General features: G+C 68.0%; 27 protein-coding genes. 8 read left to right on the forward strand and 19 right to left on the reverse strand.

Going from position 1 to position 24905, the window contains the following annotated elements; all coding sequences use genetic code 11:
- Window positions 1-63: 63 nt before the first annotated feature.
- Genes ccsB through AC1MBE_RS06710 form a run of 5 tightly spaced genes read right to left on the reverse strand, consistent with a single transcriptional unit; the run spans window position 64 to window position 5053 of the window.
- Window positions 64-1167, reverse strand: a complete 1104-nt coding sequence (gene ccsB, locus AC1MBE_RS06690) for a c-type cytochrome biogenesis protein CcsB (protein ID WP_479781764.1) — start codon at window positions 1165-1167, stop codon at window positions 64-66.
- A complete protein-coding gene (locus AC1MBE_RS06695; RefSeq protein WP_479781766.1) occupies window positions 1167-3002 on the reverse strand; it encodes a cytochrome c biogenesis ResB family protein in 1836 nt (611 codons plus the stop codon). Before AC1MBE_RS06695 ends, ccsB begins: the two co-directional genes overlap by 1 nt.
- Window positions 3002-3757, reverse strand: a complete 756-nt coding sequence (locus AC1MBE_RS06700) for a cytochrome c biogenesis CcdA family protein (protein WP_346957791.1) — start codon at window positions 3755-3757, stop codon at window positions 3002-3004. Before AC1MBE_RS06700 ends, AC1MBE_RS06695 begins: the two co-directional genes overlap by 1 nt.
- A 16-nt stretch (window positions 3758-3773) precedes the next feature.
- The gene (locus AC1MBE_RS06705) at window positions 3774-4391 is read right to left on the reverse strand and encodes a TlpA family protein disulfide reductase (protein ID WP_479781768.1); all 618 of its coding nucleotides are present in this window, start codon (window positions 4389-4391) and stop codon (window positions 3774-3776) included.
- Window positions 4388-5053, reverse strand: a complete 666-nt coding sequence (locus AC1MBE_RS06710; RefSeq protein WP_479781770.1) for a histidine phosphatase family protein — start codon at window positions 5051-5053, stop codon at window positions 4388-4390. Before AC1MBE_RS06710 ends, AC1MBE_RS06705 begins: the two co-directional genes overlap by 4 nt.
- Window positions 5054-5267: 214 nt before the next feature.
- On the opposite strand from AC1MBE_RS06710, the gene AC1MBE_RS06715 reads away from it, so the two are divergent.
- The 3 genes from AC1MBE_RS06715 (at window position 5268) to AC1MBE_RS06725 (ending at window position 7534) form a co-directional block, all read left to right on the forward strand.
- Entirely contained in the window at window positions 5268-5816 is a 549-nt protein-coding gene (locus AC1MBE_RS06715; RefSeq protein WP_479781772.1) for a YceI family protein, read from the forward strand.
- A gap of 324 nt (window positions 5817-6140) precedes the next feature.
- Complete coding sequence (locus AC1MBE_RS06720) at window positions 6141-6527, forward strand: hypothetical protein (RefSeq protein ID WP_479781774.1); 387 nt, start codon at window positions 6141-6143, stop codon at window positions 6525-6527.
- Window positions 6528-6742: 215 nt separating this feature from the next.
- Window positions 6743-7534 carry a hypothetical protein gene (locus tag AC1MBE_RS06725; protein ID WP_479781776.1) on the forward strand — a complete coding sequence of 264 codons (792 nt, stop codon included), beginning with the start codon at window positions 6743-6745 and terminating at the stop codon, window positions 7532-7534.
- Window positions 7535-7595: 61 nt separating this feature from the next.
- On the opposite strand, the gene AC1MBE_RS06730 is transcribed toward AC1MBE_RS06725, so the two are convergent.
- Together AC1MBE_RS06730 and AC1MBE_RS06735 are read right to left on the reverse strand one after the other, a co-directional pair.
- On the reverse strand, window positions 7596-8291 hold the full coding sequence (locus AC1MBE_RS06730) for a redox-sensing transcriptional repressor Rex (RefSeq protein ID WP_479781778.1): 696 nt from the start codon (window positions 8289-8291) through the stop codon (window positions 7596-7598).
- Between the two features lie 125 nt (window positions 8292-8416).
- Window positions 8417-8689: a glutaredoxin family protein gene (locus AC1MBE_RS06735; RefSeq protein WP_479781780.1), complete on the reverse strand. Its 273-nt coding sequence runs from the start codon at window positions 8687-8689 to the stop codon at window positions 8417-8419.
- 119 nt (window positions 8690-8808) lie between these two features.
- Between AC1MBE_RS06735 and AC1MBE_RS06740 the strand changes: the two genes are divergently transcribed.
- Entirely contained in the window at window positions 8809-9627 is an 819-nt protein-coding gene (locus AC1MBE_RS06740; protein WP_346957798.1) for an HAD family hydrolase, read from the forward strand.
- A 170-nt stretch (window positions 9628-9797) separates the two neighbouring features.
- Here the strand turns inward: AC1MBE_RS06740 and AC1MBE_RS06745 are convergent, their stop codons facing one another.
- From AC1MBE_RS06745 to AC1MBE_RS06755, 3 genes are all read right to left on the reverse strand, one after another.
- Window positions 9798-9896 (reverse strand): 30S ribosomal protein bS22, encoded by a 99-nt coding sequence (locus AC1MBE_RS06745; RefSeq protein WP_003792170.1) that lies wholly within the window; start codon window positions 9894-9896, stop codon window positions 9798-9800.
- A gap of 193 nt (window positions 9897-10089) precedes the next feature.
- Window positions 10090-10302, reverse strand: coding sequence for a helix-turn-helix domain-containing protein (locus AC1MBE_RS06750; RefSeq protein ID WP_346957799.1), 213 nt, complete (start codon window positions 10300-10302; stop codon window positions 10090-10092).
- Window positions 10303-10505: 203 nt separating this feature from the next.
- Window positions 10506-11618 carry a 3-deoxy-7-phosphoheptulonate synthase gene (locus tag AC1MBE_RS06755; protein WP_479781782.1) on the reverse strand — a complete coding sequence of 371 codons (1113 nt, stop codon included), beginning with the start codon at window positions 11616-11618 and terminating at the stop codon, window positions 10506-10508.
- A 293-nt stretch (window positions 11619-11911) separates the two neighbouring features.
- On the opposite strand from AC1MBE_RS06755, the gene AC1MBE_RS06760 reads away from it, so the two are divergent.
- Window positions 11912-13300: an alpha-hydroxy acid oxidase gene (locus AC1MBE_RS06760; RefSeq protein ID WP_479781784.1), complete on the forward strand. Its 1389-nt coding sequence runs from the start codon at window positions 11912-11914 to the stop codon at window positions 13298-13300.
- 5 nt (window positions 13301-13305) lie between these two features.
- Here the strand turns inward: AC1MBE_RS06760 and AC1MBE_RS06765 are convergent, their stop codons facing one another.
- Together AC1MBE_RS06765 and AC1MBE_RS06770 are read right to left on the reverse strand one after the other, a co-directional pair.
- Window positions 13306-13866: an ArsR/SmtB family transcription factor gene (locus tag AC1MBE_RS06765; protein WP_479781785.1), complete on the reverse strand. Its 561-nt coding sequence runs from the start codon at window positions 13864-13866 to the stop codon at window positions 13306-13308.
- 88 nt (window positions 13867-13954) lie between these two features.
- The gene (locus tag AC1MBE_RS06770; protein ID WP_479781787.1) at window positions 13955-15178 is read right to left on the reverse strand and encodes an acetoin utilization protein AcuC; all 1224 of its coding nucleotides are present in this window, start codon (window positions 15176-15178) and stop codon (window positions 13955-13957) included.
- A gap of 103 nt (window positions 15179-15281) precedes the next feature.
- On the opposite strand from AC1MBE_RS06770, the gene AC1MBE_RS06775 reads away from it, so the two are divergent.
- Window positions 15282-16715 (forward strand): TrkH family potassium uptake protein, encoded by a 1434-nt coding sequence (locus tag AC1MBE_RS06775; RefSeq protein ID WP_479781789.1) that lies wholly within the window; start codon window positions 15282-15284, stop codon window positions 16713-16715.
- Window positions 16716-16755: 40 nt separating this feature from the next.
- Complete coding sequence (locus AC1MBE_RS06780; RefSeq protein ID WP_026539112.1) at window positions 16756-17394, forward strand: potassium channel family protein; 639 nt, start codon at window positions 16756-16758, stop codon at window positions 17392-17394.
- Between the two features lies 1 nt (window position 17395).
- On the opposite strand, the gene AC1MBE_RS06785 is transcribed toward AC1MBE_RS06780, so the two are convergent.
- The 6 genes from AC1MBE_RS06785 to topA all read right to left on the reverse strand — a co-directional run bounded on the left by AC1MBE_RS06785 (window position 17396) and on the right by topA (window position 23903).
- A complete protein-coding gene (locus AC1MBE_RS06785) occupies window positions 17396-17980 on the reverse strand; it encodes an HhH-GPD-type base excision DNA repair protein (RefSeq protein ID WP_479781791.1) in 585 nt (194 codons plus the stop codon).
- A gap of 56 nt (window positions 17981-18036) precedes the next feature.
- The gene (gene proC, locus AC1MBE_RS06790; RefSeq protein WP_479781793.1) at window positions 18037-18870 is read right to left on the reverse strand and encodes a pyrroline-5-carboxylate reductase; all 834 of its coding nucleotides are present in this window, start codon (window positions 18868-18870) and stop codon (window positions 18037-18039) included.
- Between the two features lie 223 nt (window positions 18871-19093).
- Entirely contained in the window at window positions 19094-19435 is a 342-nt protein-coding gene (locus AC1MBE_RS06795) for a YciI family protein (protein WP_479781795.1), read from the reverse strand.
- Between the two features lie 136 nt (window positions 19436-19571).
- Complete coding sequence (locus AC1MBE_RS06800) at window positions 19572-20591, reverse strand: Ppx/GppA phosphatase family protein (protein ID WP_479781797.1); 1020 nt, start codon at window positions 20589-20591, stop codon at window positions 19572-19574.
- A gap of 63 nt (window positions 20592-20654) precedes the next feature.
- Window positions 20655-21104 (reverse strand): SseB family protein, encoded by a 450-nt coding sequence (locus AC1MBE_RS06805; protein WP_479781799.1) that lies wholly within the window; start codon window positions 21102-21104, stop codon window positions 20655-20657.
- A 60-nt stretch (window positions 21105-21164) separates the two neighbouring features.
- Window positions 21165-23903: a type I DNA topoisomerase gene (gene topA / locus AC1MBE_RS06810; RefSeq protein ID WP_479781801.1), complete on the reverse strand. Its 2739-nt coding sequence runs from the start codon at window positions 23901-23903 to the stop codon at window positions 21165-21167.
- A gap of 213 nt (window positions 23904-24116) precedes the next feature.
- Here topA and AC1MBE_RS06815 point away from each other — a divergent pair, with 213 nt between their 5' ends.
- Window positions 24117-24341 (forward strand): hypothetical protein, encoded by a 225-nt coding sequence (locus AC1MBE_RS06815; RefSeq protein WP_479781803.1) that lies wholly within the window; start codon window positions 24117-24119, stop codon window positions 24339-24341.
- A 66-nt stretch (window positions 24342-24407) separates the two neighbouring features.
- Here AC1MBE_RS06815 and AC1MBE_RS06820 read toward each other — a convergent pair whose 3' ends face one another.
- A complete protein-coding gene (locus AC1MBE_RS06820) occupies window positions 24408-24899 on the reverse strand; it encodes a DUF2243 domain-containing protein (protein ID WP_479781804.1) in 492 nt (163 codons plus the stop codon).
- Between the last annotated feature and the right edge of the window lie 6 nt (window positions 24900-24905).

The raw sequence follows: 24905 nt of genomic DNA on the forward strand, positions 1-24905 counted from the left end.
GAATGGCCGCTAAGCGGGGTGGCTTAGCGGCCATTCGTGGCGAAGCGACGAACTCCCGGGCGCCTACAGCCCCGAGTAGGAGTGCAGGCCGTTGAAGAACTGGTTGACGATGGTGAAGTTGAAGACCACACACAGGTAGCCCACGATCGAGAGCCAGGCCGCGCGTGTGCCGGTCCAGCCGCGGGTGGCGCGGGCGTGCAGGTAGCCGGCGTAGACAACCCAGATCACGAAGGTCCAGACTTCCTTGGTGTCCCAGCCCCAGAAGCGGCCCCAGGCCTTCTCCGCCCAGATGGCGCCGAACATCAGGGTGAAGGTCCAACCGACGAACGCGATCGCGTTGATCCGGTAGGACAGGTTCTCCAGGCTCAGCGCATTCGGGACGAGGCGCATGAAGCCGAGCTTGTCGGCCCCGCCGGCGGCAATCGTCTTCTGCCGGTGCGACTGGACCAGCTGCAGCGCGGACATGGCAAAGGTCAGGGTGAACAGGGCCGAGGACAGCACCGCGATGGAGACGTGGATGATCAGCCAGTAGCTCTGCAGCGCCGGCACGAGGTGCCCCACCGGCGTCCAGAACGCGATGGACGCCGCGACCAGCATGATGATGGCCAGGCCGATCACGAAGGTGCCGAGGAAGCGCAGGTCGCGGCGGATCAGCACCAGCAGGAAGACCGCGACCGCCACAAACGCGCCGGTGGTCAGGAACTCGTACATGTTGCCCCACGGAACCCGGCCCGCGCCGATCGCCCGGGTAATGACACCGGCCGCGTGGATACCGGCGCCCAGCACGGCGAGGGCGACGGCGACCCGCGCGGGAGCGCGGCGCTCGGCGCCGTAGCGCATGCCGCCGTCGGCGGTCACGCCGGCACCGTTTGCCTGGCTGCCGGAGACCGATGACGTTGGCCGCTCGGCCCGGCCGACCGGGCCGGCCACGTCCGCGTCGGCGCGGTCAACGCCGGCAGCGGAGGCCCCGACGCCGGCGCCCACCGGGACGCGGGCCGGCTGGGCACCGGACAATTCTGCTGCCTTCAGGTCCACCGCGCGCAGGGTTTTGCTGCTCTTGGCCAGATCCCAGGCGAAGGCGATGAAGGCCACCGTGTAGGTGCCGGCAGCGAGCAGCATAAAGAGCTCGCTGTACTGGCCCATGGTTTCGTTGATCGAGTACGGCATTACTGATCCTTCTTTGACTCAGGAGAGCCTGCTGTGGACTGAATGAAGTCTGTTGCGGGGTGTTCCGTGGAGGTCCGCGTGCCGGCGTTGGCGCTTGCGCCGTGGTCCGCCCGGTCATTATCCGCCGCCGCGCTGGGAGCAGGCTGGGAACCTGCGCCGGAATCGTCCGCCGGCCCGTCGTCGAGCGGCCACGCGGCCGACAGCAGGGCGCGGACGGCGGCCGCCTCCCCGGCCAGCCGGTGGTCCTCGCCGCGCGCCAGGAGGCCGTACTCCACCATGGTCCGGCCGTCCTCGTGGGTGCCGGTGCGGACCCAGACACGGCGGCGGTTGACGTACAGCGACGTGACCAGGCCCGCGACGGCGAGCAGCGCGAAGAACAGCGCGTAGCCCTGGCCCGGGTTGTGGTGGATGTCCACGCCGACGTAGCGCTTCACGCCGTCGAAGCTGATGGTGCCCTTGCCGTCCGGCAGGGTGTGGGTGGTGCCGGGGGTGAGCACGATGCCTTTGGTCGGCAGGTTCCGGGCGTTGAGCGGCGTCAGCTTCTTCACGTCCAACTCAAACACGTTCTGCGGCGAGCCGCTGTCCAGCCCGAGGTCTCCGTAGTAGGAATTGAGCGTCAGCTGCGGGTTGAACAGTTCCGGATCGCCGCTGAAGGAAACGCCGTCCTTGGTGATGAAGGCGGTCGGCAGGAAGAAGCCGGCGAAGGCGAGCTGCTCGGGCTTGGCATCGGGAACCTTGATGACCACCGAGGAGTAGTAGTTGTCGCCCTGCAGCTTGGCCACCACCGGGCCCTGCATGGCGATGTTGCCGGCGCCGTCGCGCACCGTGACCACCGGGGCGTAACCGTTGCCGGTCAGGTAGATGCTGGTGCCGCCCAGGCTGAGCGGGTCGTTGACCTTCAGCACCTCCTGCTTGGCGGGCGCACCCGGGTTCTCCTTGGTGGTCACATCGGCCTTGAAGTCGATGGGCTGGCCAAACTTTCCCTTCGATTCGCGGTCAAAGGTGATCTGGAACTTGTCCAGCTGAATGGAGTACGGCTCCAGCTGGCTGCTCTGGAAGTTGGTGCCCGGCGTGAACTGGTCATAGCCCACCAGGGTGTTCACGAACGTGTCCCCCTCGACCAGGATCCGCTGCCCGCTGTAGCCGAACAGGCCGCCGGCCGCGACGGACACCAGCACGCCGATCAGCGCGGTGTGGAAGACCAGGTTGCCGACCTCCCGGAGGAAGCCGCGTTCCGCGCCCACCGAGGGCCGTTCGCCGTCGCGGTCCCTGATATCGACGCGGTAGCCGCGCTTCTTCAGCAGCGCGGCGGCGTCATCAATGGCGCGCGACGCCGGGATCCCGGCGTCGGCGGGGATCACCAGGGTGCCGTATTCGGGCAGCCGGGACAGCCGGCCCGGGGTGCGCGGGGGCTGCGATCGCATGGCCTTGTAGTGCACGATCGCGCGCGGCACCACGCAGCCGATCAGTGAGATGAACAGCAGGATGTAGATGGCGGAGAACCACGCCGAGGAGTACACATCGTAGAGCTGCAGGGAGTCCAGGATTTTGCCGTAGTCCGGGTGGTCCTTGATGTACTGGGTGACCACCGCGGGGTTCGCGGGCCGCTGCGGGAACAGCGACCCGGGCACGGCGGCGACGGCGAGCAGCAGCAGCAGGAACAGCGCGGTGCGCATGCTGGTCAGCTGCGTCCACGCCCAACGGAGCATGCCCACCGGTCCGAGCGAGGGCAGGACAGCTTCAGCCTTGACGGCCGAAACACCGGTCTCGGCGGGGCTGCTGCCGGGGGTGCCGGCGGCCGGGGTTTTCTTCTCTACGTTCACGCGCTCGCTCATCAGATCGGCAATTTCACATCGGTTTGGAACCAGTACTGCAGCCCGGACACCCAGGCCCCCCAGACGCCGCTGGCCATCAGCAGGCCCAGCACGATCAGGATGCCGCCGCCGGTGCGCTGGATGGCCACCCGGTGCCGGCGGAAGAAGGAGAGGACCCCGACGCCGCGGCGCACGGCCAGGGCGATCAGGAGGAAGGGAATGCCCAGCCCAAGGCTATACACGAAGGCCAGGAGCGCACCCTTGGCCGCGGAGGAGCCGCCGGACAGGCTCAGCAGCTGGACGGCCGAGTAGGTGGGGCCGATGCACGGCGCCCAGCCCAGGCCGAAGGTGATGCCCAGCAGCGGCGCGCCCCAGAGGCCGGCCGGCGGCTTGGCGTGGATCTTCGCGTCGCGCTGCAGCCAGCCGAAGCCGCCCATGAACACGACACCCATCACGATCACCAGCACGCCCAGCAGCTGCGTGATCCAGGCGTTCTGCGAGCCGGTGATCAGCGTCCCCAGCTGGCCGAAGGCCCCGCCGAGGAGCACGAAGATCACCGAGAAGCCCAGGACGAACAGCCCGATTCCGGCCAGCATCCGGCCCCGCTTCTGCTTCTGCAGGTCGACGCCGGTCAGCCCCGTCACGTAGCCAAGGTAGCCCGGCACCAGCGGCAGTACGCAGGGTGAGAGGAAGGAGACGAGTCCTGCCAGCAGCGCCACGGGGATGGCGAGCAGCAGCGAACCGCTCAGGATGGCTTCGGCGAAGGGGCTGTTCACGGCGTCACCTTCCTGGCTACTCGGCCACGGCGGCGGCGATGAGGGACTTGAGGGTGCCCTTCTGGATTTCGCCGAGCACGCGGGAGGCAACGCGGCCCTGCTTGTCGAGCACCAGCGTGGTGGGCACCGCACCGGGCGGGACCAGGCCGGAGACGGCCAGCAGCACGGCGCCGTCCTTGTCGTTGAAGCTGGGGTAGGTCAGGTTGAAGGTCTTGTCGAACGCCTCGGCCGTGGCCTTCTCATCGCGCAGGTTGACGCCGAAGAACTGCACGCCCTGGCCTTTGAACTCCTGGTGCAGGGCCTCCAGCGACGGCGCCTCCACCCGGCACGGGGCGCAGGCGGCGAACCAGAAGTTGAGCACCGTCACTTTGCCCTGGAACTCCGACGCCGTCACGGCGGTTCCGTCGAACAGGGTCCCCTTGATGTCCACCGGTTTTTTCCGGTCACCGACGGCGAATTCGGTCACCGAGCCGTCGCCGGCGACGTAGTTCTTGTTATCCCCGGCCCTGGCTTGCTTGGCGAGGTCGTCTTCCTGGGCACAGCCGGAGAGGCCGAGCGCTGCGGCCAGTGCCGCGCCGCCGGCGGTGAGGATGCCGCGGCGGGACGGCCTCGGGTCGTTAGCGGGCATGGTCATGCCCCCGGGGTGCGGGAGGCACCGGGCAGCAGGACGGCGGCCGGCTCGCTGTAGTCGACACGCAGCAGCGTCCCGTCGTCGGCGAAGACCAGGGAGGTCACAGAGGTGAGCGTGCATTCGCGCTTGCGCGGATCGTGCCACAGCGGCCTGCCCTCGGCGCTGAGCCGGGTGGCCCAGATGGGGAGCTGGTGGCTGACCAGGATCGCTTCGGCGCCGTCGCCGCCGAGCTCGATGGCCCGCCGGCGCGCGTCCTGCACCGCCGCGGTCACCCGGGCGGCCTGCGCCTTGTACGGTTCGCCCCAGGAGGGCCGGAGCGGGTTGCGCAGCATCGGCCAGTGCTTGGGTTTGAAGATTTCGCCCTTGGAGACCTGCAGGCCCTGGAAGTAGTTGGCGGCCTCGATGATCCGCTCCTCGGTGGCAATGTCGAGGTTGAGTGCCTGGGCGATCGGCTGTGCCGTTTCCTGGGCGCGGGTCAGCGGGGAGGCCACGAGATGCACGATCTTCGCCCCCTGTGCGGCGCGTTCACTGAAGTGCTCGGCCAGCATCCCGGCCATCTGCCGGCCCAACTCGGAAAGGTGGAACTCCGGCAGCCTGCCGTACAGGACGCCGTCGGGGTTATGGACCTCGCCGTGGCGGAGCAAATGAACAGTCGCTTGTGGCATGTGTACCAGTTTCTCAAAGGGCAGGGGCAATGACGAAATCTTCTACAGGAAGTAGAACTCAAACTTTTTGGGAAATGTTCCCCCGGGGCGGAATAAAAGATGCATATGCATGTTTATACTGAGTGAAGCAGTTAGTTGAGACTTCAACCAATGAAGCGTCGACCGACGATCAGATGAACTCCCGCACGACCCACCCGACTCAAGGAGAACCACCATGGCACTTCCCGCAAACCTCACCACCGGCACCTGGACCCTCGACACCTCGCACAGCGAAATCGGTTTCACCGTCCGCCACGCGGGCATCAGCAAGGTCCGCGGCCAGTTCAAGGAAGCCGACGCAACCCTGGACCTCGCAGAAAACGTCGCCGACTCCAAGGTGAACGCCACCATCAAGACCGCCAGCTTCGACTCCGGCGACGCCAACCGCGACGGCCACGTCCGCGGCGAAGATTTCTTCGACGTCGAGAAGTTCCCGGAGATCTCCTTCGTCTCCAACGCCATCGTGCCCAAGGGCGACGCCTACGAGCTGCAGGGCGACCTGACCATCAAGGGTGTCACCCGCCCGGTGGCTCTGGAAACCGAGCTCAACGGTGTGGCCGTTGACCCGTTCGGCAACACCCGCGCCGGCCTGACCGCCGAAACCACCATCAGCCGCAAGGACTTCGGCCTGACCTGGAACGCAGTCCTCGAAGCCGGCGGCGTGCTGGTCAGCGACAAGGTTGCCATCAACCTCGAACTGGCCTTCATCGCCCCCGCAGCCTAGGCCCGGCCGCCTCTTGGGGCGTCCCGGCCTGGCCGGCCCAGCCGGCCAGGCCCAGCGCCGGAGCACCTTCAAACACCCCGCGCCGTCCCCGGATGGCGCGGGGTGTTTGGGTCTAAAGTGAAATCTATGAGCAATACCGGCGACATCCCCGAGCCACCACAGCCAGGTGCCAACCCGCCGGAACCGGGCAACGCCCCGCCGGGCGGATCGGGGCGGCCGGGACGCCCAGGTGCATTCCGCATCCAGTGGCCCGCAGACCGGCCACGGACCTTCAAGGAGGCCCTGCCGGTAGGCGGCTATTCCGCAATTCTCAACGTCCCGGCCATGCCCACGGAGCTGAAGGTCTCCTACTGGGTCTGGGTGATCGGCGGCATGCTGGGTGTGCTCGCCGGCGTGATCGGGCTCTTCGGCACCCTCGTCCTTTTTGTGGTGTCACCGCCGGCGGGCATCCTGCTGCTCCTGCTGGTGCTGGTGGCCCTCGCGCTGGCCTGGGCCCAGGTCACACTGGCGATGAAGATGAAGGAGGGCTGGGAATGGGCCCGGTTCGCCCTCACCATCGCTGCCGGAGTCAGCCTGGTCCTCGCATTGCTGAGCATCGGCGTCGCCGGTGGCGGAAGCTGGCCGGGTTTCCTCATCAGCCTGGTGGCGACCATGCTGATGTGGCTGCCCAAGTCACAGGCCTGGTTCGACGCTTTCAAGGGCCGTTTTTGAGCCCCTGCCCCGAAAAGGGAGCCCCCGGCGCCGGCCGGGCCCTTAGTGTGCGATGCGGGGGCCGCCGGGTCCCGAAGTGGGGCCGAGAATACCTTTCTGGAATGGCCCGCACAGCCACAGGCCCGGGGTACGGTGTAGTTAAACCATGCTGGGGGCAGGGGGTTGAGACACTGGTCCCGGTAGCCCATCCCGTCATCAACATGCAAAGGACCGCCATGAGTAACCCGCCAGTCGAGCCTTCCAGCCCTGACGGACCCGAATCGGGCAACCCGGCTCCGCAGTACGGCCAGAACGCTCCCGGCTATGGTCAGCAGCCGCCGGCCCCGCAGTACGGTCAAAACGCTCCGCAATACGGCCAGCAGACACCCGGCTATGGTCAGCAGCCGCCGGCCCCGCAGTATGGCCAGAATGCTCCGCAGTACGGCCAGAACGCTCCCGGCTACGGCCAGCAGCCGCCGGCCTACGGACAGGCCCCGGGTCAGTTCAGCCAGAGCCCGTACGGACAGTCCCCCTACGCGCAGTACCCGTCGGAACTCCCCACCGGTGGCGCCGGGACCCGGCCGCCGCGGCTCGACCTTGCCTTCTGGCTGCTGGTGGCGTCCGGCGTCGTATGGATTCTGTCGCTGCTGCTGGCGATTGGAACCCTGGACTCCCCCGCCATGCGGGACATGTTCGAACAGCAGATGTCCGCCAGCGGCGCCGACGTCCGGTTCGAAGACATCAAGGGCGTCATTGTGGGGACCGTGGTGGTGTTCGCGATTATCAGCGCCGGGCTTTACGCCCTCGTCGCGTTGAACGTGCGCAAGGGCAAGAACTGGGCACGGATCCTGGGCACGGTCTTTGCCGCCTTGTCCCTTCTCAGCCTCTTCCCGCTGAGCCTGGGCACCCTGGCGGTTGTGCTGGGCGTGGCCGGCATCGTGATCCTGTACCTGCCGACAGTCTCCCCCTACTTCCAGAAGCAGCAGCCGTTCACCAACCCGTACGCGCAGAACCCTTACGGCCGCTAACGCAGGCCGCTAACTCAGGCCGCTGGCCGAGGGCGCGGGAGCCGGATGACGCCGGCTGAAGTCAGTCGGCGTCTTCCGGGTCCTGCGCCCTTTGTGCGTGGTAGGCGAGGATCTGCAGTTCGGTGGCCATGTCCACCTTGCGGAGGTTGACTCCGGGCGGCACCTGCAGCATGACCGGGGCAAAACTCAGGATGCTGCGCACTCCCGCTGCCACGACCCGGTCGCACACGCTCTGCGCCACCGCGGCGGGCAGGGCCAGAACCACCATGTTGGCCCCGGTGCGGTGCAGCACGGCTTCAAGGTCCGCGGCGTCGCTGACCCGCAGCCAGCCCACTTCGCTGCCCACCACCATCTGGTCGGCGTCGAAAATCGCCACAATGTCAAAGCCCCGGGACTCGAAGCCCCCGTACCGGGCGAGGGCCTTGCCGAGGTTGCCCGCGCCGACGATGGCAACTTTCCAGTCGTGGGTCAGGCCCAGGGCGGCGGCGATGTGGCGGTTGAGGTACTGCACCTCATAGCCCACGCCGCGGGTTCCATAGGAGCCCACGTAGGAGAGGTCCTTGCGCAGCGTGGAGGAGCTGACCCCCGAGGCTTCGGCCAGCGATTCGGAGGAAACCCGGTCCACGCCCTCCGCCAGCAGAGTCGTCAGCGCGCGCAGGTATATCGTCAGCCGGGCCACGGCCGCGGGCGGGATCTGCTTGGCGGCAGGTCCGGCTCCCCCGGGCAGGGCGTCGGGTGAGGAATATAGCGAAGTCACTATCTGCTCCATTGCGTCGCGTTGTGCCTCCACTCTAGAGCCCCGGCTGTTCGGGCCACAAAGCAGCCGCCCGCCAGCCGCCCGGGGCCGGCAGCGGCCCGTCGGCCGGACGGGCCCGGGGGCGTTCAGGCAGGCTGGTCGAGCGCACGTCGCAGGGTACGGAGCAGCCGGGCCTCGTCGATCCGCCAGAAATCCCGCTGCACCCCGTCCACCAGTAGCACCGGGATCTCCTCGGCGTAGCGCTCGCGCAGGCCGGCGTCGTCGTCGATGGACTGTTCGGACCATTCGAGCCCCAGCCCGGCGGTGACCCGTCCAACCACGTCGCGCGCGTCGGCGCACAGGTGGCAGTCAGCCTTGGTGATCAGAACTACCTCGGGGCGGAGCGCGGGTTTGGCCATGGTTCAACGGTAGCCCGGCGCCGGGCCCGGCGTCGATGCGGCCGCGTTCCGGGCCCGACGGCGGTGCGGCGGCGGCCCAACTGCGCGTGGGATCCGCCGGCATTGACTAGACTCGTGGCATGCCCGAGGAGAAGTACGTCGCGGTGGCTACGCGGCCGGCTGCGTCATCGCAGGACGGCGAGGCCGCCTTTTTCGACGTCGACAACACCCTCATGCGCGGCGCCAGCCTGTTCCATGTGGCGCGGAAAATGTACCAGCGCGGGGCGTTCACCATTCCGCAGGCCGCGGGCTTCGCCTGGAAGCAGCTGATGTTTGTGTTCCGCGGCGAAAACATCGACGACGTCCATGCCGTCCGCGACACCGCCCTGAGCCTGGCCTCGGGTTTCACCGTGCAGGACATCGAAGCCCTCGGCGAGGAAGTCTACGACGAGATGATCGAGTCCCGGATCTGGCCGGGCACCAAGGCGCTGGCCGAACAGCACCTCCGCGTGGGCCGCCGGGTCTGGCTGGTGACGGCGACGCCGATCGAGGTGGCCACGGTGATCTCCACCCGGCTGGGCCTCACCGGAGCCCTGGGCACGGTCGGTGAGATCCACGACGGGTCGTACACCGGGCGGCTGGTCGGCGATATCCTGCACGGACCGGCCAAGGCAGTCGCCGTCCGCGGCATCGCCGAGGCGCAAGGCCTGGACCTGAACCGCTGCTGGGCCTACAGCGACTCGCACAATGACATTCCGCTGCTCAGCATGGTCGGCCACCCGGTGGCCATCAATCCCGATGCCCGGTTGCGCCGCCACGCCCGCGAACACAACTGGCCGGTCTACGACTTCCGCTCCGGACGCCGGGCGGCCACCCTTGGCCTGAAGGCCGCCACCGTCGGCGGAGCCATCTACGGCCTCTGGCGGGGCTTCTCCCGCTTCCGCGGCCCCACGGTCTAAGCTCGCTCCCCCGGGGCCTGTCCCGCTTTCCGCTGCGCTTTCGGGCGGGCGCAGCCCGGATCCGGGCTGCCCTTTCCGAAGCCGCTGCGCTTTCCCGGATCCGCCCCGCTTGGACAAGAAAATGCCCGCCGCCGGAAAGGCAACGGGCATTGACGCTGTACGAAGTATCTCTACTTCTTATTGCGACGCTGGTGGCGCGTCTTGCGAAGCAGCTTGCGGTGCTTCTTCTTGGCCATACGCTTGCGACGCTTCTTAATAACTGAACCCACGAAAGATCCTTACCGGCTAGATGCAATACCTGCCCGTTGGGAAGGGTCCACGCGCTAAGCAGCAGACTGAACAACTGACAGGTTCTTACAATGACGTTAAACGTTCCTTAACAGGGTACCGCCTATCCGGGGCACACCACGACCGCAGGCCCCGCAACGGGGTCTGCCGCGGCCCGGTGCGACAGCAGAAGACTCAGGCCGTCTCAGTGCGTCCGTCGACGACAGCACCCTTGAGGTACTGTTCGACGGCGTTTTCCGGAACCCGGTATGAGCGGCCAAAGCGCACCGCCGGCATTTCGCCGGAGTGCACCAGGCGATACACGGTCATTTTCGATACCCGCATGACGTCCGCGACCTCGGCCACGGTGAGAAAGCGCGCGTTGGAGAAGTTGGCCTCCGAAGACATTTCCCTTATTCCTTTTGCTCAAGCGAACGGCTGCCCCGTCTGAACGACATGGCGGTGTGCCGATGCTGAGCCATCAAACAACCATGTGCTAGATACTCTAGGGGTTCATGGTGCCAATGTGAAAGGTTTCCGCAGGAATCTGTGAAGGATTTCCGCAGGATTGCCCCACCTCGACCGTCGCCGGGCCCCTCAGCGCTGGTCCCCTAGCCCTTGGTCCGCCGGGTGCGTGCCGAGGCCGCCAGCTGGTCCAGCAACGACGCGGTGACGTCCCAGTCCATGCAGGCATCCGTCACGCTCTGGCCGTACACCAGCTCGTCGGTCCCGGCGGCGTGTTCGGCGACGTCGAGGGCCTGCGCGCCGCCCACCAGGAAGCTCTCCAGCATGATCCCGGCGATCGCCGACGCGGAGGCCCCTCCGTCCTCCAGCTGGGCTCCGATCTCGAGGGCGACCTCGGCCTGCCGGTGATGGTTTTTCCCGCTGTTGGCGTGGCTCGCGTCCACGATCAGGCGCGGATTCAGCTGCCTGGCGGCAAGCCGCGTGGAGGCGGCTTCGACGTCAGCGGCGGAGAAGTTCGGTCCGTCGCTGCCGCCGCGCAGGATGATATGGGTGTCGGGGTTGCCGGCGGTGCTAACCAGGGCGGCCCGCCCGTCGCCGTCGATTCCCAGGAACGCCTGGGCGGCGCCCGCGGCGCTGCAGGCGTCGAGCGCCACCTGCAGGCCGCCGTCGGTCCCGTTCTTGAAGCCGATCGGCATGGACAGCCCGGACGCCAGCTGGCGGTGGATCTGGCTCTCCGTGGTGCGCGCTCCGATGGCACCCCAGGCGACGAGGTCCGCCATGTACTGCGGGCTGATGGGCTCGAGGAATTCCGTGGCGGTGGGCAGCCCCAGCGCGGTGACCTGGCTCAGGAACCGGCGGGCGGCGCGCAGGCCGGCGGCGATGTCGTGGCTGCCGTCGAGCCGGGGGTCGTTGATCAGGCCCTTCCAGCCCACCGTGGTGCGCGGCTTCTCGAAGTAGGTGCGCATGACGATCAGCAGGTCTTCGCGGTGCTTCTCGGCCTGGCTGACCAGCCGGCGGGCGTATTCCAGTCCGGCCTTGGGATCGTGGATGGAGCACGGGCCGACAATCACCAGGAGCCGGTCGTCCACGCCGTCCATGATCGCGCGGACCTCGTCCCTGCCGCGGCCGACGACGTCGGAGCCCCGGGCGTCCAGCGGGAGTTCAGCGATCATATCCTGCGGGGTGGGCAGCGCGGTGAATTCGCTGACCCGCAGGTTAGAAGTGGACTGCTGGCTGTCGGGGGCTGCTTCGATGCTCATGGTTTGGGTCCTGTTCCGGGGGTGCGGAGCGGGCCCTGGTCAGAACCCGCCGGAGAAATGGCGAAGGGCAGAGAATGATCTCTGCCCTGTTGGCTCTGAAGGTGTGTGGATGCGTGTCAGTTAGACGCGGGCCCCTCCAGAGCCAACGAAAAATACGCATACCAACGGTTAGTCATGGCATCGACCATAGCCCCGGCCACGGCCGAAGGGCAAAGCGGCGGCGTAACATTCCGGCACCGTCCTTTAGAGTGTGGTTGGACCACAGACTGTGACGAGACTCACCGGAGGCAGCAATGACGCAACCCACCATCATCGGCAACCCCGAGGCCCCGACGACGCCGGACGACACGGCCACCCACGGCCAGCCCGGCGCAAAGCCAGGCGCCGCTGGTGCGGCCGGGGCCGCTGGTGCCGCTGGCGCCGCCGCCGGCGCCCGGGACGGCGGCCTGCTGCCCGACGCGCTCCGGCGCCGCGTGCCGAAGTACGCGGACCTGGCGCCCCTGATGCAGTTCAAGAAGCCGGACTTCAGCCGCGAGGCGAAGCTGCGCCGCGCCAGCACCATCTGGGACCTGCGGGAGCTGGCCAAGCGGCGCACCCCCAAGGCGCCGTTCGATTACACCGACGGGGCGGCCGAGGCCGAGATCACCCTGCGCCGGGCCCGTGAGGCGTTCCTGGACATCGAGTTCCGCCCGGGCGTCCTGCGCGACGTCTCCGGCGTGGACCTCAGCACCGAGATCCTGGGCCAGGCCGCCCGGCTGCCCGTCGGCATCGCGCCCACCGGCTTTACCCGGATGATGCAGTCCGAAGGCGAGTACGCCGGCTCCCGGGCCGCCGCGGCCGCCGGCATCCCCTACACGCTCTCCACCATGGGCACCGCGTCCATCGAGGACGTGGCCGCCGCCGCCCCCGACGGCCGCAACTGGTTCCAGCTGTACCTGTGGACGGACCGGGACCGCTCGCTGGAGCTGATCGAACGCGCGGCCGCGGCGGGCAACGACACGCTGATGGTCACGGTGGACACCGCCGTCGCGGGCGCCCGGCTCCGCGATGTCCGCAACGGAATGACCATCCCGCCGGCGCTGACCCTGAAAACGGTGCTGGACGCTTCCTACCGGCCGGCGTGGTGGTTCAACTTCCTCACGCACGAGCCGCTGACCTTCGCGTCGCTGTCACGCTACACCGGCACCGTGGCGGACCTGATCAACTCCATGTTCGACCCCACCCTGACCTTCGAGGACCTGGACTGGCTGCGCGAAACGTGGAAGGGCAAGCTGGTGGTCAAGGGCATCCAGACCGTCGACGACGCCCGCAAGGTCGTGGACCACGGGGCGGACGGCGTCGTGCTCTCCAACCACGGCGGCCGCCAGCTGGACCGCGCCCCCATCCCGTTCCACCTGCTTCCGGAGGTGTCCGCGGCGCTCAAGGCGGGCAACAGCGACGCCGCGGTCATCCTGGATACCGGCATCATGAGCGGCGCGGACATCATCGCGGCGCTGGCGCTGGGGGCGGACTTCACCCTGATCGGCCGCGCCTACCTTTACGGCCTGATGGCCGGCGGCCGGGCCGGGGTGGACCGGGCCATCGAGATCCTGGAGACCGACATGCGCCGCACCATGGCGCTGCTGGGTGTCAGCCGGATCGCCGACCTCACCCCGGACCACGTCCGGCTGCTCGCCAGGTAGCCGGGCTACTTCTTGCGGCCGAATTTCGGCAGGTTGGCCAGTAGGTCCGCGGCGCGGGTGGCGGCACGGCCCACCGTCCGGCCGATCTGCTGCGGTCGCTTGTCTTCCCCCGCGGTGCTCACCGGAATGGCGACGGCGGGGCTCAGCGCACTGCCTGCGGGAACTTCCGGCAGCGCCGGTTCCGTTGCCGCCGGCGGCGTGGTCACGGCCGCGGCGAGGCTCTCAGGCACCGGGCCCGGTTCCGGGGTGCCGGCGGGCAGGGCTGCCGCCGGGGCCGGTGCCGCCGGTTCGGCAGCGGCGGAACGCCCGACGTCGAACGTCTCCAGCCAGCTGGCGACGCCGGCCAGCGGCTTCGGGTTCAGGGCGTAGTAGCGCTTTTGGCCCTGGGCGCGCATGCTGACCAGGTCCGCCTCGCGCAGGACTTTAAGGTGCTTGGAAATGGTGGGCTGGCTCGCCTCGAGCTCCTGGACCAGCTCCCCCACCGCTTTGTCCCCCTCGCGGAGGGACATAAGAATGTCCCGCCGGGTTGCCTCAGCAATGACGGCAAATACGTCGTCTGTCACCATGCCCTCCACACTAGCGACATATACGCCGGAAGGCATCCACTAATTGCGGGCTCCCGCGGGGACCGGCCGGGCGGCCCGGAAGTGCCGGTCAGTCGAACCAGGGATCCAGGCCGTAAAGCGGGAAGACTTCTTTACGGGTGGCCATGACGGTGCGGTCCACCTCGTCGTTGGGGTCGAAGCCGACCTCCCAGGAGCGCCACCAGAGGTCCACGTCGTCGCCCATGACCGCGGGCGGTGCGACGCCGTACTTGGCCCCGTACTTTTCCTGCACGTACCGCCGCCAGTCCTCCGGCACGGGGGTCCGCAGCGGGACCGGGCGGCCCGCCGCAATGGCGATCAGGTGGCTCCAGGAGCGCGGGACCACCGTGATCACGTTGTAGCCGCCGCCGCCGGTGGAAATCCAGCGGTTGTCGCAGTAGCGGGCCGCGAGGTTCCCGATGGCGGTGGCCGCCTCGCGCTGACCGTCGACGCTGATGTTCAGGTGCGTGAGCGGATCCAGGCGGTGCGAGTCGCAGCCGTGCTGGCTGACGACGACCTCCGGTTCGAAGGCGCCGATGAGTTGCGGAACGACCGCGTGGAAGGCCCGCAGCCAGCCCGCGTCCCCGGTCCCGGCCGGCAGCGCGACGTTGACCGCGCTGCCCTGGGCATTCGGGCCGCCGATCTCGTTGGCGAAGCCGGTGCCCGGAAACAGTGTCAGCCCGGTCTCATGCAGCGAGATCGTCAGCACCCGCGGGTCGTCCCAGAAGATGCTCTGCGTCCCGTCGCCGTGGTGCGCGTCGACGTCGACGTACACCACCCGCTGCACGCCGCCGTCGAGCAGCCGCTGGATGGCCAGGGCGGCGTCGTTGTAGATACAGAAGCCGCTGGCCCGTTCACGGGAGGCGTGGTGCATGCCGCCGCCGAAGTTCACGGCCCGCACCGCGCTGCCGTCCAGGATGGCCGCGGCCGCGAGCAACGACCCGCCCGCCAGCCTGGCGCTGGCCTCGTGCATGCCGGCGAAGGCCGGGTCGTCCTCGGTCCCGAGGCCGCGGCCCAGGTCCGGAGTGTCAGGATCAGCGCTGACCCGCCGGACGGCGGCGACATAGTCCGCGCTGTGCACGGTACCGAGTTCCTCGTCGGTGGCCACCCAGGGAGCGGCTACGCTCACGTGTTCCAGGTCCAGCAGCCCCAGGCTGCGGGCCAGCCGCGCGGTGAGTTCCATCCGCTCCGGCGCCATCGGGTGGCTGTGGCCAAAGTTGTAGGCCGTCATGGCAGAGTCCCACACCACCGTCGTCGGCAGGGCGGTCTGAGCGAGTCCGGGGAGGAATGTCATCAATCACAGGCTACCGGAGCGCACCGCCCCCATCCCCCGTCGTTGCGCGGAATATAGTGGTTTACTACTGAAGGACGCCGTTTCAACCGAGGACAAGCCGCACATGACGCAAAGCCAGTCGAGGTCACCGAGCCCGGCCAGCTGGCATCCCGGCCAGCCGGAGCGCGAGGGCCTGTGGATCTTCACCCGGCTGCGCGACTTCGTCGACGACATCGCCAACACCTCCCCGGCACGCCTGGCCGTCTCGGCCTTCGCCGTCGTCATCCTGGTCTTCACCACCCTGCTCTCCCTGCCGGTGTCCTCCGCCACCGGGCAGGCGACGCCGCTGCACCAGGCCCTCTTCACCGCCGTGTCGGCCGTCTGCGTGACCGGGCTGACGGTCGTGTCCACGGCCGTGCACTGGTCCTTCTTCGGCCAGCTCGTGATCCTGCTCGGCATCTTCGTCGGCGGCCTTGGCACCCTGACCCTGGCGTCGCTGCTGGCCCTGATGGTCAGCAAGAAACTCGGCGTCCGCGGCAAGCTGATCGCGCAGGAGGCCATGAACAACGCCGGCCGCCTCGGCGAGGTGGGCACCCTGCTGCGGATCGTCATCGTCACCTCCGTGGTGATCGAAGCCGCCCTGGCCGTGGCACTGATCCCGCGGTTCCTCGCGCTGGGCGAAAGCTTCGGACAGTCCGTCTGGCACGGCGTGTTCTATTCCATTTCCGCGTTCAACAACGCCGGCTTCACGCCGCACTCGGACGGCATTGTGCCCTACGAGACGGACCTGTGGATCCTGATCCCGCTGATGATCGGCGTGTTCCTGGGCAGCCTCGGCTTCCCGGTCGTGATGGTGCTGCAGCAGAACGGCCTGAACTGGAAGAAGTGGAACCTGCACACCAAGCTGACCATCCAGGTCTCGCTGATCCTGCTCGCCGCCGGCACCGTGCTCTGGGGGCTGATGGAGTGGGAGAACATGCGCACCATCGGCGGTATGAACCTGGCCGACAAGATCACGCACTCGCTCTTCGCCTCGGTGATGACGCGCTCCGGTGGCTTCAACCTGGTGGACCAGAACCAGATGGACTCGACCACCATGCTGCTGACCGACGCGCTGATGTTCGCCGGCGGCGGCTCGGCGTCAACCGCCGGCGGCATCAAGGTGACCACCATCGCGGTGATGTTCCTGGCGATCGCGGCCGAAGCCCGCGGCGACTCCGACGTGAAGGTCTACGGCCGCACCATCCCGGAGGGCACCATGCGGGTGGCCATCTCGGTCATTGTCGCCGGCGCCACCCTGGTGGCCGTCTCGGCCCTGCTGCTGCTGCAGATCAGCGGCGCTTCGCTGGACCGGGTGCTGTTCGAGACGATTTCCGCGTTCGCCACGGTGGGCCTGAGCACCAACCTCAGTGCCGAGCTGCCCCCGGCGGGGGTCTACGTCCTCACCGCCCTGATGTTTGCCGGCCGCGTCGGCACCGTCACCCTCGCCGCTGGGCTGGCCCTGCGCCAGCGCAGCCAGTTGTACCACTACCCGGAAGAGAGACCCATCATTGGCTAGTTCCTCAGGCACCGTCAACCGTCCCGCCCACAATGCGCCCGTGCTGGTGATCGGGCTGGGCCGCTTCGGCGCGTCCACCGCAGAGCAGCTGGTCAAACAAGGCCGCGAAGTGCTGGCGATCGAACGCGACCGCAACCTGGTGCAGAAGTGGGCCAGCGTGCTGACCCACGTGGTGGAGGCCGACGCGACCAACATCGACGCCCTCCGCCAGCTCGGCGCGCAGGAGTTCAGTTCCGCCGTCGTCGGCGTGGGCACCTCCATCGAATCCTCGGTGCTGATCACCGTGAACCTCGTGGACCTCGGCATCGAGCACCTCTGGGTCAAGGCGATCACGCCGTCGCACGGCAAGATCCTGACCCGGATCGGCGCCAACCACGTGATCTACCCGGAGGCCGACGCCGGCGTCCGCGCCGCGCACCTCGTCTCCGGCCGGATGCTGGACTTCATCGAGTTCGACGACGACTTCGCGATCGTGAAGATGTACCCGCCGCGGGAAACCGTGGGCTTCACCCTGGATGAGTCCAAGGTGCGCTCCAAGTACGGCGTGACGATCGTGGGCGTGAAATCCCCGGGCGAGGACTTCACCTACGCCCGGCCGGAGACCAAGGTTTCCTCCCGGGACATGCTCATTGTCTCCGGCCACGTGGACCTGCTGGAACGGTTCGCCGCGCGCCCGTAGATCAGGGCGCGGCGGTCTTCGCAGCCTTCGCGGCGGCTTTGGCTGCCTGCTTGCTGGCCCGTACCTTGCTCAGCGACTCCGGGTCCACAATGTCCGCGACGGAAAGGAAAGCGTTCTCCTGGCCGTAGTGGCCGGCGGCCTCGCGCCAGCCTTCCGCCCGGAGCCCGCACTGCTTTCCCAGCAGCGCCAGGAAGATCTTCGCCTTCTGCTCGCCGAACCCCGGCAGCGCCTTGAGCCGGCGCAGCACCTCCGGCCCATCGGGGTCGCCCTGCGTCCAGATGGCGGTAGCGTCCCCGTCCCAGTCGCTGTGCACCGTCTCGGCAAGGGCCTGGGCGCGGCCGGCCATGGAGCCGGGAAACCGGTGGACGGCCGGGCGCTCTTTGAACATCTCGACGAAGGCCTGCGGATCGTAGCCGGCGATCGCGGCGGGCTCCATGGACCCGATGCGGGTGCGGATCTTTTCCGGACCGGCAAAGGCCGATTCCATCGTCACCTGCTGGTCAAGCAGCATGCCGGTGAGCAGCGCAAACGCGTCCTCGCTGAGGAGTTGGTCCGCCGCGGGGTCGCCTGTGATGTGCAGTTCCATGGGTCCTATCCTGCCACCCGGCCCGGCCGGCGTCATGGCCGGCGCCTGCGTTCCGGCTAGCCGAGCTCCCGGGTGATCTCTGCGGCCCGCTCCGCGGCGGCCCGGGCGCCGTCGGCGACGATCGCCGGAAGGCCGCGCTCGTCAAAGGTGGCGATTGCCCGTTCGGTGGTGCCGTTCGGGCTGGTCACGGCCTTGCGGAGCGCCGTCGGGTCGGCGCCCGGCTCGGCGAGCATGAGCCCGGCACCGGCGACAGTTTCGCGCGCCAGCAGCAGCGAGAGCTCGGCGTCCAGGCCCAGTTCGACGCCGGCGGCCGCCATCGCCTCGGCCAGGTAGAAGGCGTACGCCGGGCCGGAGCCGCTGATCGCGGACAGGGCGTCCACCTGCTCCTCGGTGATCTCGACGACGGTGCCGACGGCGGCGAAGATGCCCTTTGCGCGCTGCAGCTGCTCGTCCGAGCAGTGGGTTCCGGCCGAGACCGAGACGACGCCGCGGCCCAGTTTGGCCGGCGTATTCGGCATCGAACGGATGACGGGCTGCCCGGCCGGGAGCGCCGCTTCGAGCTGCGCCAGCGACACCGCGGCGGCAACGCTGACGACGATGGTGTCCGGCGAGAGCGAGCCGCTGATCTCGCGGGCAAGATCCGCGACTCCCACGGGCTTGACGCCCAGCACCACGACGGCGGCGCCGGTGGCGGCCTGGCTGTTGTTCTCCGGTTCTTCCTCGCCGGCGATGGCCGTGATTCCGTGGTGCCGCTCGGCCAGCTCGGCGGCCCGTTCGGCCCGCCGGACGGTGGCGACGATGTCCGCGGGGTCCGTTCCGCCCGCGATCATGCCGCCCAGGATTGCCTCGTTCATTGACCCACAGCCCAGGAATGCGATTCGGTTGCTCATTGACCCATCATTGCAGTCCGCCCCGATTCACAGCCAGCTCACATCCTCAGCGCAGCTTGTTCCCAAACTCGGCGCCTAACGTAGTAAGTGCCTCATTGAGGGTGCGAGTGATGATATGGCAGTCATGCGGATGTCTGCCCGGCACCGGTGGTCTGCAGCGGGTTTCCCCCATTTTCCCGCAGCGGACCGCCGGTGCCTTTCACGTTTGCCGCCTCCCGCCCGGCTATTGCTGGATGGACCGCACTTCGATGGGAAGGGTGGTGGCGCGGGCCAGCTTCCCGGCCCAGCCAAGGGCCGCGTCCAGGTCCGGCGCCTCAATGACCGTAAAGCCGCCAAGGTGTTCCTTTGATTCGGCGAACGGGCCGTCTGTCATCAGTGTCTCGGTCCCCTGCTGCCGCACGACAGTAGCGGTCTCCGTGGGGTGCAGTCCCGCGGCGAAGACCCAGGCGCCGGCGGCCTTCATTTCCCGGTTTACCGCTTCAAGGTCCCGCATGATGGGCGCCAGGACGTCCGCGGCCGGGGCTGGGCCCGCAGGCTGGTAAACGCTGAGCAAGTACTGTGCCATGGTGCTGTCCTCCTTGACGATGGGGCCGGTCCCTTGCCGGCCCTTCAGCTTGTCAACGAACGGGGTGCGTCCGGAACGACACTTGGGGCCCGCTTTCGGCCACGGGGCGGACATTGCCGGCCGGAGCCGGCCGACGTCAGCGTGCGTCCAGCGCCTCGACGTCGGGTGCCTGCGGCGCGGCGGCCTCGTCGGTACGGGTCACGTGGGGCGCGGGCTGCAACGGACCTTCGAAGATGAGTTGGTCTAGGCGGCGCAGGATCAGCCCCTCGCGGAGGGCCCAGGGGCAGATCTCCAGGCTCGGGAACTCAAACATTTCCAGGGCCGCTTCCGCCACCAGGGCGCCGGCCAGAAGCTGGGGCGCGCGCGCTTCGGAAACACCGGGAAGGTTCAGCCGGTCCTCCACCTCCATGGCAGAGATGCGTTGCGCCCACAGGCCGAGGTCCGTGGCGAACAGCTCCCGCTTGACATAGGGTCCGGCGCCGCTGGGCGCGGCCCCGGCGATGCGCGCCAGCGAACGGAAGGTCTTGGAGGTTCCGGCCACATGGTTGGCCTTGCCAAGCTTTGCGAAGTCGCGCACCGCGGGCTTGAGCGTAGCCCTGATGTAGCGGCGGAGCTCCTTGACGCTCTTGGCCGACGGCGGGTCCTCGGCGAGCCAGTCCCGGGTGAGCCGGCTCGCGCCGAGCGGGACCGACGTCGCAAGTTCGGGGAGTTCGTCCTCCCCGTAGGCCATTTCAAAGGAACCGCCGCCGATGTCCAGGTTCAGCACGGGACCCGCGCCCCAGCCGTACCAGCGGCGGACGGCAAAAAACGTCATCGAGGCCTCTTCGCTGCCGGTGAGTTCCCGGAGCGTCACGGTGGTCTCATGTTTGACCCGGGCCAGGACGGCGGGCCCGTTAGTGGCGTCGCGGATGGCCGAGGTGCAGAACGCCAGCAGGTCCTCGGCCTTGTGCTTGGCTGCGAATTCCCACGCTTCGAGGACGAATTCGATCAGCTCATGCTGGCCGGCGTCGTTGATGCTCCCGTCGCCCTCCAGGAATTGCACGAGGGAGAGCGGCCGCTTATGCGACGCGAACGGAACCGGGCGCGCGCCGGGGTGGGCGTCCACCAGGAGGAGGTGGACAGTGTTGGACCCGATATCGAGGACGCCTAGCCGCATGCTGCCATTATTCCCCCGGGAACCCGGCCCGCCTAACGGACCGGCCCGGGGCCGTTCCGCGGACTAGGCCTGGCTGTCGCCCTGGGCCGCTTCCGGCTCCTCCTCGGACGGCTTGAAGTCCCGGCGGATGTTCGCCACGCCTTCCGGGTCGATTTCGAAACCGTAGACGGCGCCGGGGTTGATCACCATGCCCAGCTGGTCGCCGAGGTTGCCGATGATCGCCGAACCCTGGGTGCCGAGCACGTTCGGCGCCGCGGCGAGGTACTGCTCGGCCACCCGGCTGGGGTGCGAGAAGACGGCCAGCACGGGCTCGCCGGAGGCGTTGGCGAGCACCAGCGGCTCCACCTGGGAGTCCGGGCCATCGATCGTGTCGGAGCTGACGATGTAGACCTCGTTGTTGAGGAAGGACAGGATGACGTCCACCGGGTTGGCGTCCGGCTGCTCCCCCCGGGCGAGCTTCTCTTCGAGGTCGTTGAGCGGCTGGAGATCCATGGGTTCTGGCTGTTCAGTCATGGTCCTACTCGATCACGTCGCGCCCCGGTCCGCAATTCCTACCCCTTACCCCGGCACCCCTTACTTCTTGGCGGCGGCCTTGCGGGCGGGGGCCTTGCGGGCCGTCGTCGTGCGCTTGACCGGGCCCTTGGCGCGCTTTTCGGCGAGGAGTTCGACGGCGCGTTCCCGTGTCAGTTCCTCGATCGCGGTGCTGCGCGGCACGGTGATGTTGGTGACGCCGTCGGTGATGTACGGGCCGAAGCGGCCTTCCTTCACCACGATGTTCTTCTCCGAGACCGGGTCCGGGCCGAACTCCGCCAGCGGCGGGACGGCGGCGCGGGCACCGCGCTGCTTGGGCTGCGAGTAGATCTCCAGCGCCTGTTCCAGCGTGATGGTGAAGATTTCCTCCTCCGAGCCGATGGAACGGGAGTCCGTGCCCTTCTTCAGGTACGGGCCGAAGCGTCCGTTCTGCACCGTGATCGGGTTGCCGTCGGCGTCCTGGCCGAGTACCCGCGGCAGGCTCATGAGCTGCAGGGCCTCATCCAGGGTCACCGTGTCCACGCTCATGGAGGCGAACAGCGAACCGGTGCGCGGCTTTGCCTTGACGGGCTTCTTCGGCGGCTTCGGCTTGCCGTTCTTGTAGTACTCGACCGGCTGGTTGGCGAGCTGCTCCTCGGTCATTTCCGGGATGATCTCGGTGACGTAGGCGCCATAGCGGCCGTTCTTGGCCACGATGGTGTGCCCGGTGTGCGGGTCCGCGCCGAGCACGCGCTCCTCCGGGGCGGCGGTCTCCATCAGCTCGACCGCCTTGGCGGCGGTCAGCTCGTCCGGAGCCAGGTCCTCAGGGACGTTGGCGCGGGCGGACTCGATGACTTCGCCGGTCTTCGGGTCCACGGTGGGGACGGAGCTTTCCAGGTACGGCCCGAACTTGCCCACGCGCAGGGTGATGCCCTCGGTGATCGGGATGGAGTTGATTTCGCGGGCATCGATCTCGCCGAGGTTGTTGACGATGCTCAGCAGGCCGGGCTCGGAATCCGCCCCGAAGTAGAAGTGCTTGAGCCAAGCTGGCCCGGCCTCCTGGCCGTTGGCGATCTTGTCCAGATCGGCTTCCATGTCCGCCGTGAAGTCATAGTCCACATAGTCGTGGAAGTGCTGCTCGAGCAGCCGGATCACGGAGAACGCGATCCAGCTAGGTACCAGCGCCGAGCCCTGCTTCCGGACGTAGCCGCGGTCCTGGATGGTGGAAATCGTGGAGGCGTAGGTCGACGGGCGGCCGATGCCCTTCTTTTCCAGCTCCGCGGTCAGGGACGCTTCGGTGTAGCGCGGCGGCGGCGAAGTTTCGTGCCCGACGGCGACGATCTCCGACGCCGTCAGGGCGTCGTCCTTGGCCACGTTGGGCAGCCGGCGTGCTTCCTCGGAGTCCTCGTCCCCGCGGCTCTCGTCCTTGCCTTCTTCATAGGCTGCGAGGAAGCCCGGGAAGGTGATGACGGTGCCGGAGGCGGAGAATTCGGCGTCCCGGCCGGCGGCCGCGCCGCCCACGGTGACGGCGCCGAGCCGAATGGTCGCGGTGGAACCCTTGGCGTCGGCCATCTGGGAGGCCACGGTGCGCTTCCAGATCAGCTCGTAGAGGCGGAACTCGTCGCCGGAAAGCTGCTTGGCAACCTGCGCCGGCGTGCGGAAGGAGTCACCGGCGGGGCGGATGGCCTCGTGGGCTTCCTGCGCGTTGGCCGCCTTGCCGCTGTAGACACGGGGCGAGGCCGGGACGTACTCGGGGCCGTACAGCTCGGAGGCCTGCCGCCGCGCGGCGGTGATGGCCTCGTTGCTCAGGGCGTTCGAGTCCGTACGCATATAGGTGATGTAGCCGTTTTCGTAGAGGCGCTGGGCCACCTGCATCGTGCTTTTGGAGGAGAACCGCAGCTTGCGGCCGGCCTCCTGCTGCAGCGTGGAGGTGGTGAACGGCGCCGCGGGGCGGCGGGTGTAGGGCTTGGTGTCGACGGAGCGGACGCGGAAGTCCGCCTCCTGCAGGCCGGCGGCCAGGGCACCGGCGAGTTCCTCGTTCAGATGCACGACGCCGCGCGAGGTGAGCTCGCCGTCGTCGTTGAAGTCCCGTCCGCTGGCGACCTTGGAGCCGTCGACGGCAGCCAATTTCGCTTTGAAGGAGCCGGATTCCGCGCCGAACTGCCCGGTCAGGTCCCAGTAGGACGCCGACTTGAACGCCATCCGCTCGCGTTCCCGGTCCACCACCATGCGGGTCACCACGGACTGCACGCGGCCGGCGGAGAGTCCGCGGGCCACCTTGCGCCACAGCACAGGGGAGATCTCGTAGCCGTAGAGGCGGTCCAGGACACGGCGGGTTTCCTGCGCGTCGACCAGGTCCTGGTCCACATCGCGCAGGTTGTCCATGGCGCGGTGGATGGCTTCCTTGGTGATTTCACCGAAGGTCATCCGGTACACCGGAACCTTGGGCTTAAGGACTTCCAGCAGGTGCCACGCGATGGCCTCGCCCTCGCGGTCCCCATCGGTTGCGAGGTAGAGCGCGTCGGCGCCCTTGAGCTGGGCCTTGAGTTCGGCCACCTTTTTCTTCTTGTCCGGAGACACCACGTAATACGGCTTGAAGTCGTGTTCAATGTCGACGGCGAACTTGCCCAGCGGCGTCTTCTTCAGTTCCGCAGGGAGCTCCGAAGGCTGCGGAAGGTCGCGGATGTGACCGATAGAGGCCTCAACGATGAAGCCTTCGCCCAGGTACTTGGCGATGGTCTTGCTCTTGGCGGGAGACTCCACAATCACGAGTTTCTTGCCGGTGGGGGCCTTGCTTGGCACGGTGCTCCTACAGAAAAAGGTTGCTCGGGCAGATGCGCCCATACCCGCCTAGTTCACCATATTTTGCAGATTCCCGCGCATCCGGGCCCGAAAGCCACCCTTACCGGGACCGGAATTAATGCCACGTCCGGGGACGCAAGCATCCGGACTGGTTCTCTTCCGGCCCCGGAGAAAACCGTTGCAGAGCGCTTGTTGGGGTGGTTGTCTGAAGGCATGAGCGATCAAGGAGCACCCGACCGAAGTGACTTGCCTGCCGATGAGCACCTGCGGGACGATGTCTCACCCGCAGCGGATCCAGAACCCGACGCTGCCGGGCAGAACGGTTTCACCCCCGGGCAGACCAACGCCGGACAGCAGGTCGGCGGCCTGGCGTCCGCAGCCGGCTACGGGAAAGAACAGGATCCGGATTCCCGCGGGGACACCAACAACCCGGTGTGAGCAGGACGCCGGCGGCCGCATCACCGCACACCCGCGCCGGCCCTACCGTCCCGGCCGCCCTCTACCCTATGATTGACCGCCCTGCCGATGGAGGGCGAAGCCGCCGACGATCAGCAGGAGCCCGAAGGCGAGGAACCCGACATCCCAGGTCCACGGGCCGCCCAGGTCATCGCGCACATGGTGGATCTGCAGCAACTGGTGGTTGATCAGGCCTTCAACCACGTTGAAGATCCCCCACCCCGCCAGCACCAGGCCGAAGTGAAATCCCCAGCTGGGCGCCTTGCGGCCCCGGCGCCAGGCCACGATGGCCGCCGTCGAGCCGGCCACCACCAGCACCCAGGTCCCGAGATGGAAGAAGCCGTCGGCCAGCGTGTTCACTTCGAGGCCCTCGACCGTCGAGACCGGGAACTCCTCGACGTGGCTGACCATGTGGTGCCACTGCAGGATCTGGTGGAGGAGGATCCCGTCAACGAAGCCGCCCAGGCCCAGGCCGAGCAGGAGACCGGCCCACCGTGAGGGCGCCTCCTGCCGTTCCCCCGGCAGAACTCGAGCGTTCATGCCTTA

It is taken from the genome of Arthrobacter sp. BG5 (assembly GCF_056680155.1).

Excerpts from the sequence above, each read along its gene's own strand:
- ccsB (WP_479781764.1), bottom strand. The coding sequence starts at position 1,167 with ATGCCGTACTCGATCAACGAAACCATGGGCCAGTACAGCGAGCTCTTT.
- AC1MBE_RS06695 (WP_479781766.1), bottom strand. The coding sequence starts at position 3,002 with ATGAGCGAGCGCGTGAACGTAGAGAAGAAAACCCCGGCCGCCGGCACC.
- AC1MBE_RS06705 (WP_479781768.1), bottom strand. The coding sequence starts at position 4,391 with ATGACCATGCCCGCTAACGACCCGAGGCCGTCCCGCCGCGGCATCCTC.
- AC1MBE_RS06710 (WP_479781770.1), bottom strand. The coding sequence starts at position 5,053 with ATGCCACAAGCGACTGTTCATTTGCTCCGCCACGGCGAGGTCCATAAC.
- AC1MBE_RS06715 (WP_479781772.1), top strand. The coding sequence starts at position 5,268 with ATGGCACTTCCCGCAAACCTCACCACCGGCACCTGGACCCTCGACACC.
- AC1MBE_RS06720 (WP_479781774.1), top strand. The coding sequence starts at position 6,141 with ATGCCCACGGAGCTGAAGGTCTCCTACTGGGTCTGGGTGATCGGCGGC.
- AC1MBE_RS06725 (WP_479781776.1), top strand. The coding sequence starts at position 6,743 with ATGAGTAACCCGCCAGTCGAGCCTTCCAGCCCTGACGGACCCGAATCG.
- AC1MBE_RS06735 (WP_479781780.1), bottom strand. The coding sequence starts at position 8,689 with ATGGCCAAACCCGCGCTCCGCCCCGAGGTAGTTCTGATCACCAAGGCT.
- AC1MBE_RS06740 (WP_346957798.1), top strand. The coding sequence starts at position 8,809 with ATGCCCGAGGAGAAGTACGTCGCGGTGGCTACGCGGCCGGCTGCGTCA.
- AC1MBE_RS06750 (WP_346957799.1), bottom strand. The coding sequence starts at position 10,302 with ATGTCTTCGGAGGCCAACTTCTCCAACGCGCGCTTTCTCACCGTGGCC.
- AC1MBE_RS06755 (WP_479781782.1), bottom strand. The coding sequence starts at position 11,618 with ATGAGCATCGAAGCAGCCCCCGACAGCCAGCAGTCCACTTCTAACCTG.
- AC1MBE_RS06760 (WP_479781784.1), top strand. The coding sequence starts at position 11,912 with ATGACGCAACCCACCATCATCGGCAACCCCGAGGCCCCGACGACGCCG.
- AC1MBE_RS06765 (WP_479781785.1), bottom strand. The coding sequence starts at position 13,866 with ATGGTGACAGACGACGTATTTGCCGTCATTGCTGAGGCAACCCGGCGG.
- AC1MBE_RS06770 (WP_479781787.1), bottom strand. The coding sequence starts at position 15,178 with ATGACATTCCTCCCCGGACTCGCTCAGACCGCCCTGCCGACGACGGTG.
- AC1MBE_RS06775 (WP_479781789.1), top strand. The coding sequence starts at position 15,282 with ATGACGCAAAGCCAGTCGAGGTCACCGAGCCCGGCCAGCTGGCATCCC.
- AC1MBE_RS06785 (WP_479781791.1), bottom strand. The coding sequence starts at position 17,980 with ATGGAACTGCACATCACAGGCGACCCCGCGGCGGACCAACTCCTCAGC.
- proC (WP_479781793.1), bottom strand. The coding sequence starts at position 18,870 with ATGAGCAACCGAATCGCATTCCTGGGCTGTGGGTCAATGAACGAGGCA.
- AC1MBE_RS06795 (WP_479781795.1), bottom strand. The coding sequence starts at position 19,435 with ATGGCACAGTACTTGCTCAGCGTTTACCAGCCTGCGGGCCCAGCCCCG.
- AC1MBE_RS06800 (WP_479781797.1), bottom strand. The coding sequence starts at position 20,591 with ATGCGGCTAGGCGTCCTCGATATCGGGTCCAACACTGTCCACCTCCTC.
- AC1MBE_RS06805 (WP_479781799.1), bottom strand. The coding sequence starts at position 21,104 with ATGACTGAACAGCCAGAACCCATGGATCTCCAGCCGCTCAACGACCTC.
- AC1MBE_RS06815 (WP_479781803.1), top strand. The coding sequence starts at position 24,117 with ATGAGCGATCAAGGAGCACCCGACCGAAGTGACTTGCCTGCCGATGAG.
- AC1MBE_RS06820 (WP_479781804.1), bottom strand. The coding sequence starts at position 24,899 with ATGAACGCTCGAGTTCTGCCGGGGGAACGGCAGGAGGCGCCCTCACGG.